2 protein-coding genes and 1 pseudogene are annotated in these 1,817 nt (G+C 69.7%); all 3 read right to left on the bottom strand.

Annotated elements, in window-relative coordinates; all coding sequences use genetic code 11:
- Positions 1–395 (bottom strand): aldehyde dehydrogenase family protein (locus tag ABDW21_RS16850; RefSeq protein ID WP_343710780.1); only part of this gene is annotated, 395 nt, incomplete at its 3' end.
- A gap of 67 nt (positions 396–462) precedes the next feature.
- Complete coding sequence (locus tag ABDW21_RS16855) at positions 463–1,404, bottom strand: class I SAM-dependent methyltransferase (protein WP_343710781.1); 942 nt, start codon at positions 1,402–1,404, stop codon at positions 463–465.
- A gap of 20 nt (positions 1,405–1,424) precedes the next feature.
- Positions 1,425–1,817 (bottom strand): annotated as a pseudogene (locus ABDW21_RS16860) (SAM-dependent methyltransferase); the annotation flags it as partial.

The following is a 1,817-nucleotide window of genomic DNA, read 5'->3' on the forward strand; positions in this document are numbered from 1 at the left end:
GTCAGGTAGATCGGGTAGTTCCAGGCGCCGATGACGAGCACGGTGCCGTAGGGCTCGTACTCCACCCAGCCGCGGCCGGGCAGCTGCGGAGCCTCGAGGCGCAGATATCTGCGGCGCATCCACTTCTTGACGTGCTTGGCCGCGTACCTCGCCTCACTCGCGGTGGCGGCGGTGTCGGCCATATAGGTTTCGAACGGTTTACGGCACAGGTCGGTCTGCAGCGCGTCGGCGATCTTTTCCTCGTTCTCGAGCATCATCTTCTCGAGCGCGACCAGTTGGGCGCGGCGCCACTGGACACTGCGGGTCCGCCCGCTGGCGAAGGTCTTGCGTAACCGCTCGACGATGTGCGAGATATCCGGTGCGCTCGCGGTGTTTGCTGCGGCTTGGGTGGTCATGGGATTCCCTTTCTGACCGTAGGAACCCCCTGATCCTAGTCAACCGCCGGGTCGGGCAACAGGCGCGTCAGGCAAGCCGTTGCGCGGTCACGAATTGCGAGAACGCGTCCTTGTCGTCGCCCATCGGCACGCCGTCCACCCAGCGGTCCAGCCGGCGCATCTCGTCGCCGGAGTTCTGCGCGGTGGCCCGCCAGCCGTGCCCGTTCAGCCAGGCGGCGACGTCCGCGCGGTGCTCGTCGTGGTAGATCAGGTCGTGCACGTCGACGGTCTGTTCGAAGCCCAGCTCGTCGGCCACCTTCTGGAATCGCTCGCGCATCTCCTGGCGCCGGTCGTCGGCGTGGCTGGCCGCGGTCTCGGCGGCGGCCCGGCTGCCCGGCGCGCTCATCGCGGTGATCTGCTCGAACAACCGGTCCTGAGCCTCGGCGGGCAGATACATCAGCAGGCCCTCGGCGAGCCAGGCGGTCGGCGACGCCGGGTCGAAGCCCGCGGCGCGCAGCGCGGTCGGCCAGTCCTGGCGCAGGTCGATGGGCACCTCGCGGCGTTCAGTCGACGGCGCCGCACCGTGCACGGCCAGCGTCTGCGACTTGTAGGCCAGCACCATGGGCTGGTCGATCTCGTAGACCACCGTGCCGGCCGGCCAGTCCAGCCGGTAGGCCCGCGAATCCAGCCCGGACGCCAGGATCACGACCTGACGGATCCCGGCGTGCACTGCGTCGGCGAAGTGGCGGTCGAAGAAGTGCGTGCGCACCGCCTGGTAGTTGCGCATGTGTTGGAAGACGGCCGCGGTCTCCGGGTCCAGCGCCTCCACCTTGGCGACCATCGCCTCGTCGAGCATAGCCTCGAAGGCGTCGATACCTGCCTGGGAAACAAGGACTTTCGCGTAGGGGTCGCGGATCAGCGGGTCCGGGCGCTCGGATTCGACGGCGCGGGCGGCCGCCACCATCACCGCGGTGGAGCCCACGCTGGTGGCGATGTCCCAGGTGTCGTCGTCGGTGCGCAAACCGCTCATCGTGATCCTCCTTCTCCGGTTCAGCCGGCCGCCGCGAGACGCGCCCGCAGCAGCGTGCTGGTGACGGTCGCCTCGACCAGGTCCTGCGGTATCGGTCGGCCCAGGCGGGCCATTTCTTCGGCGTTGCCCACCGCGTACACCTGCCAGCCGTGGTCGGTCAGCCACGTCCCGGCGTCCGCGCGGCCGTCGTCGTGGTAGGTCAACGCCTCGACGTTGACCGACAAGCCCAGCCGTTCGCGCATCCGCTCGAACCGGGCGCGCCGAGCGGCCCGGCGTCGCTCGTTGTCGGCCGCGCCCATCCTGAACGCCTCGACCGCGACCCGACTGCCCGGCGCGCTCAGCGCGGTGAGCCGCTCGAAGAGCCGATCCTGCGCGTCCGGCGGCAGGTAGGGCAGCAGGCCCTCGGCCAGCCA

This window comes from Mycobacterium sp. (assembly GCF_039583805.1).
Lineage (GTDB): Bacteria > Actinomycetota > Actinomycetes > Mycobacteriales > Mycobacteriaceae > Mycobacterium.